At 44.7% G+C, this 5,577-nt stretch carries 6 protein-coding genes; 3 read left to right on the top strand and 3 right to left on the bottom strand.

Annotated features, from left to right (window positions below):
• Window positions 1-404 precede the first annotated feature (404 nt).
• A complete protein-coding gene (locus ACEW8S_RS01535) occupies window positions 405-950 on the top strand; it encodes an RNA polymerase sigma factor (protein WP_373516430.1) in 546 nt (181 codons plus the stop codon).
• Here ACEW8S_RS01535 and ACEW8S_RS01530 read toward each other — a convergent pair.
• Window positions 873-1,208 (bottom strand): fatty acid desaturase, encoded by a 336-nt coding sequence (locus ACEW8S_RS01530; RefSeq protein WP_373516429.1) that lies wholly within the window; start codon window positions 1,206-1,208, stop codon window positions 873-875. The genes ACEW8S_RS01535 and ACEW8S_RS01530 overlap by 78 nt on opposite strands.
• A gap of 529 nt (window positions 1,209-1,737) precedes the next feature.
• Complete coding sequence (locus tag ACEW8S_RS01525) at window positions 1,738-2,256, bottom strand: DUF2141 domain-containing protein (protein ID WP_373516427.1); 519 nt, start codon at window positions 2,254-2,256, stop codon at window positions 1,738-1,740.
• 440 nt (window positions 2,257-2,696) lie between these two features.
• Here ACEW8S_RS01525 and ACEW8S_RS01520 point away from each other — a divergent pair, with 440 nt between their 5' ends.
• The gene (locus ACEW8S_RS01520) at window positions 2,697-3,944 is read left to right on the top strand and encodes a cation:proton antiporter (RefSeq protein ID WP_373516428.1); all 1,248 of its coding nucleotides are present in this window, start codon (window positions 2,697-2,699) and stop codon (window positions 3,942-3,944) included.
• 356 nt (window positions 3,945-4,300) lie between these two features.
• Here the strand turns inward: ACEW8S_RS01520 and ACEW8S_RS01515 are convergent, their stop codons facing one another.
• On the bottom strand, window positions 4,301-4,783 hold the full coding sequence (locus ACEW8S_RS01515; protein ID WP_373516426.1) for a transposase: 483 nt from the start codon (window positions 4,781-4,783) through the stop codon (window positions 4,301-4,303).
• 492 nt (window positions 4,784-5,275) lie between these two features.
• Here ACEW8S_RS01515 and ACEW8S_RS01510 point away from each other — a divergent pair.
• Window positions 5,276-5,577: twin-arginine translocation signal domain-containing protein (locus ACEW8S_RS01510; RefSeq protein WP_373516425.1), on the top strand; the 302-nt coding region annotated here is incomplete at its 3' end.

Here is a 5,577-nt window from a genome sequence, read left to right as displayed (position 1 = left end):
TTTCTAAATATTCCGAAAAAATGGTATTTAGACGAAAATCGAACAGTTCAGATCGATGGAAGGGTAGCTGTCACCAAGGGCCATATAAACCATATATCTCCGGTTTATAGCGTATCCCATCTTCAGATTCAAAGAAATGCTATTTATTTTTTGCTACATTTTCACCCTTATCGTACGTTTTCGCACCTATGGGCTTCATGCCCCATGAACAGACCGTCGGCGAATCGCACAGCCTTGAAGGATTTTATGTACAATGTAAAGATTGCCAGCCCGTTAGCATCAAATGTTTGTCCAATTGCGTCCGATCCACAACTAAATAATCGCTAACCTTGTTCAGCGAACAGAAGCAAATGTACCGATCCGACCGACCCTTGTCCCGATCTCATCAAGGGAAACCCAATCCCATGAACCTGGACCGACTAATTACCGATTTTCAGAACAGGGACATAGCGGCCTTCGAGAAGCTCTATGAAATGTATTCCCCCAATATCCGCGGGACAATACGGTCCATCGTAGGCAACGATGAGGATGCCCAGGAGATTTGTCAGGATGTTTTCGTCAAAGTCTGGCACCGTGCCAACCAATATAACGCATCAAAGGGCAGGTTTTTCACGTGGCTTCTGAACATCGCCAGAAATGCCGCCATCGACAGGCTCAGATCGAAGGATTTCAAGAACTCCAAAAAGAATATTTCAATGTCGATCTGCAGTAACATCTATTCTATCCGATCAAACGATCATTTAGGCAATTTCGATATTCTGGGAATCGATAGGCTTCTGGAACGGCTGAATCCCGACAGGAGAAAAATCCTTATGATGTGCTACTTCAACGGATCGACACAAAGGGAAGTGGCCCAAAGCCTGAACGTTCCTTTAGGGACGATTAAATCCAGAATTAGGAACTCCCTGCTTATCCTTCGTACTGGCCTTACGGAAAAACAGTTCCGATAATATGTACTTCTTTCGATAGAGGTACTGGAACCTATGTATCCAGTACTTTTTGCCATGGGACGAGAACCTCAGGAAAAATGGCATATTGATATCGTCATCGGCCTCCTGCACATTGGTGTAGGTGTGGTGCAATACGTTGTGCTGGATCCTCCAGACGTCCGCGTTCGCCCCTATAAGGTTCATGGTAAGGCCCAGGCACCTGTTCACGGCCTTTTTTTTCGAATAGGAGCCGTGTATGGCATCGTGCATGATGCCCATCCCTATCCCGGCCATCCCCAGCCCGCTTATTATATAGAGCACGAATATCATCCATATATGTACGACAACTCCGGTGCCCATGACCGTAAGGGGCCCCAGGAACAGGAAGAGCATAAGGCCAGTCTTCCAGTGCATGCTCGCGTTGGCGTGCCGGTCGGTACCGCTGTCCCGGAAATGTAGCTTTATCCTTTTTCTCAATGTCCTTGAGAAGTCGGACTGTCCTTTGCTAGAAAATGTGTGCTTGCCCTTAGTATTGGTTCTAGTAGTTAATGTATGCCTTGGGATGGAAACCGGGCCTTGGTCCGGTCCTTCGGAGACCCGATGTGGTATCGATCGAACTCCCCAAAAATAGATTCTGGACGGACCTCCCTGTTCCCTTCATCGTAATTCCCTGTCCTCCAATCTGGACAAATCCACAGAAACGGTCGACATTATATTTTCAATTCCACCAATAAGAAACAAATACCAATAATGGAATTTTTATGTTCCTGTATTATACTCAACAACAGGATTGGGCAATTTTAGATTTTCAGTAGTTGAGAGGTATAGACATTTGCAGATTTCCGCCATCATATGAAAATTCGGCATCGGAAAACGAAGGGGCACTCAATGTGACTTCCGCACCACTGGAAAAACCATAACCTTCCTTCGGTATGCCGAACATATTAGTGTCAAGTTTACCGTTGTAGTTTTCATCATGGATTACGGCAACGGCATATTTTCCCGGTTTAATATCCGAAAACTCAAAACTCGCATCTTTTCCCCTTATTTGGGATATCATGACCTTGGATGCGAATTTCAGGAATTTATCCGGAAAACCTTCCCCGGACTCAAAAATCGCACACGCGATGACCCCGGTACTGTTATCAATATTTTGGATCTTCACGTTAACGGAGGGACATTCTGTCTGGGCAAAACCATGAAACGGTAGCCATACCAAGCTTAGCGCCAGCCAAAGGATCACCTGTGAAAAATTTCGGGTCATCCATGTCGTTTCATACTGCTCGATATTTTGAGAAGAAAGCGTAAAAACCGGATTATACAACATTTTAACATATTTTTTGAAAACCTATCAATTTAAGCATATTTACATCAAAATGCGTGTCGGTAAGAAACAATAACTACTCCATTTAATTTAAAATGTTCTTTTTTCGATATATCCTTGCCGGAACAATTTACTTTATTTTTAAATCTAACAGTCAGGTGTAGAGGTAATTCGGCAAAGTTGGTCAGTCTATCTTCACCAAAACCAGTAATTTGATCATTTGGGAAAAAATGGTATAATTTAGCCGGAAAAGTGGAAAATGTAGACGTTCCCATCATAAAAGAACCGGATCCTTCAGGGATGGTCTAGGGGATTGCTATGTCCGTGAACGGGGTCCAGCAGTTCTTCAAGGATAGAAGGTGGCGCGTTCCCGGAGGGAATGGGGTCGAGAGGTCCCTCCTGAAAATGATGAGGCAATTTAAAGGATGAGTTACAATAACACTATGGATTACTTTATTATTGCGGCAATAATTGTTTTTATATCGGCCATATTCGGATATATTAACGTGCGCTTTTTGAAGCTCCCCAATACTATCGGGCTCATGCTTATTACGATTGTCTTCACGTTGGCGGTATTTGCCATTGGTTATGTGGACGATACCCTGCTGAACGCGGAGCGGCACATCATAGATCAAATCGATTTTAGGACCGTTCTTCTGGATGTAATGCTGAGTTTTCTGCTCTTCGCAGGTGCTTTACATACCAATTTTGAGCAGTTAAAAGTCCAACGTTGGCCTATTTTGGTCTTTTCTACCGTGGGGGTTCTGATATCCACCTTCTTGGTGGGCACCTTTATGTTCTATATCCTACTGTTGTTCGCGCTAGAGGTGAACTTTATCCATTGCCTCCTTTTTGGCTCCTTGATATCACCAACGGACCCTATTGCCGTACTCGGCATTTTAAAACAGGCGGGGGCTCCCAAAAAATTGGAAACGAAAATCGTAGGGGAATCGTTGTTCAACGATGGGGTTGGGGTAGTCGTGTTTTTGACTATTTTTCAATTGGCCTCTTCCAGTACCGGGGAGATCGACCCCTTGGCCATTCTAGAACTTTTTGGGGTCGAAGTCATTGGAGGGATTCTTCTGGGACTCTTGATCGGGTGGATTACGTATCGGTCGATGCGTTCCATCGACGATTACGACATTGAAGTGATCATTACCTTGGCCGCTGTAATGATGGGTACCGTAGTGGCCCAAAAATTCCATCTGTCCGCGCCTTTGGCCATGGTAAGCGCGGGATTGGTGGTAGGCAATGATACCGTACGGCATTCCGCAATGTCCGATACTACCGAGATATATGTGGACAAGTTTTGGGAACTACTGGATATTCTTTTGAATACCGTGCTGTTCGTATTGATCGGGATGGAAATGCTGGTCATATCCTTTCAGTTCAACTATGTCCTGGCAGGGGTGATTGCCATTCCCGTTGTCTTGGCCTGTCGGTACCTATCATTGCTATTGCCAATAAAGTTCTTTGAGAAAACACTCGACTTTGTGCCCGGAACAAATCTTGTCATGACCTGGGGCGGCCTACGTGGTGGTATCTCCATTGCTTTGGCGTTGGGGCTGACACAGGAAATGCACCGGGACCTCTTTTTGGTCATAACCTATGTAGTGGTGGTATTCTCCATTATTGGCCAGGGATTGACCGTTGGTAAACTGGTTAATAAAGTAACTACGAACGCTACCTGAAAAATTTACCTGATTTGAGCTTACCTAACTCGGGCCGCACTCTCGGCTATTGGGTCAACTTGTTGCAAATTTTGAATCATGGACAATCGGAGCGGACCTTGCCTTTAGTGAAGCGATATATGTCCCACAGCTAAATGGATTCGATTTAAAGGCGCAAATCACTTTTTATATACCATCACAAAAATAAAGTTAGAAGTGGAATCCCTAGTCCGAAACAAGACTTAGAAGGTCATCTTCAAAGACTAAATTAACGTGGGATTTTATGCACGTTGCCAGATTCTATGGTGTCCCAAAAAACGTTCGTGGCTGTTGCAGAAGTGGTCTACCGACAAGAGATTGACCTGATCAGGCTGTTTTTACAAGGTCTTTAGGAGAACGGGTCTTGGTTGAATTTGCCAGCAAAAAATGGCCGGGCAGCCTTGGAAGGTATTCATAATGGTCTTGAAAATGTCAAGGGAGGGCTTCTTACCCCCTTTCTTAAGGTACTTCTTTAGATTGAAGGCGATCGCGGTCATGAGCATGACCTTATGTGCACCGGCCTTGCCCGGTACGCCAATTTTTCTTAGACCGTAGAACTGGGCCGAACTACCGAATACGGGTTCCACCGTACTTTGTCCCGGTTTTTTCATTTGCTTGCCCTTTTCACTGTGCTGTCGGCCGTAGGCCCTCAAATATTGTTCGTCATAGACCGTTCCGGTGATTTTTTTGCATTTTGTATTCGGCACGCATCGGGATTTCATGGGGCAGACCCTGCAGTCCTTCGGGGCCGTCCAGTATCTTTTCAGTACGCTACCGTCACGGTCGGTATAGAATCCCTTGAAAGGCAGTGGCCTGTTCATGGGGCATCTGTATTCGTCCTTTTCCTTGTTGTATGGAAAACAGCAATTCCCATAAACAGAAACCAAAATGAAAAGAAAAATGAAGTTTTGCCTCGAAAGATCGTAGTGAAGTGATTTAAACTTTTTCTTATTGAATTTTTTAACGTTATTACCATGAAAACCAAATAGTTGAATCTAAGTCCCATAAAACGGCCGTTTTAAGGGACGGTTTCTCAAGAGCGGAGAATCTTGGACGGTGGTGTCCCATTTCTGGTCTTTTTTAGTATTCTCGTTAATTACCCTTTTACGGGACACTTCGAGTTCATTTAAACGGCCGTTTAAGTGTACTTTAGGAAAGGGACAAGGCAGCGCACTTGCATATATTCCGGAAGCTTCCCACCCCCATCTTTTCTGGTGTAGGACAGTGCGATTGCGAAATGGAATTCCTTAAAGATATGCCTAGGAACTTTTTGCTCTTGCCGGTAGTTCCGAGCGGGCCGCACGGCCGCTTGAATGTGCTCTATTCAGTTTGCCCTAGATTGGAATATATTCCAGCTACCGTTCAACTGGGTCAAAATGGGGAACAAAATTATTCCCCGCAATGAACCGGAAAATGTGGATTTATACGTAACTTCATCCTGTTTTAACCTTAAATCAAGGCAAATGTTCAAAAAATCGGATTATCCCTCAAAATCCAGAAGGAATTTTATGAAAAACACCGCGATAGCGACCGCCGGAATCTCGATTGTCCCACGTCACGTGCTGGGCGGGCCCGGATTTATTTCCCCTAGTGACAAATTAATCGTGGCCGGTAT

This window comes from Pricia sp. (genome assembly GCF_041745955.1).
GTDB lineage: Bacteria > Bacteroidota > Bacteroidia > Flavobacteriales > Flavobacteriaceae > Pricia.
This window is presented reverse-complemented; position numbering and strand designations above follow the sequence as displayed.

Bases quoted from the DNA above. Each gene is read 5' to 3' on its own strand.
- ACEW8S_RS01535 (WP_373516430.1), top strand. From the start codon at position 405: ATGAACCTGGACCGACTAATTACCGATTTTCAGAACAGGGACATAGCG.
- ACEW8S_RS01530 (WP_373516429.1), bottom strand. From the start codon at position 1,208: ATGGGCATCATGCACGATGCCATACACGGCTCCTATTCGAAAAAAAAG.
- ACEW8S_RS01525 (WP_373516427.1), bottom strand. From the start codon at position 2,256: ATGTTGTATAATCCGGTTTTTACGCTTTCTTCTCAAAATATCGAGCAG.
- ACEW8S_RS01520 (WP_373516428.1), top strand. From the start codon at position 2,697: ATGGATTACTTTATTATTGCGGCAATAATTGTTTTTATATCGGCCATA.
- ACEW8S_RS01515 (WP_373516426.1), bottom strand. From the start codon at position 4,783: ATGAACAGGCCACTGCCTTTCAAGGGATTCTATACCGACCGTGACGGT.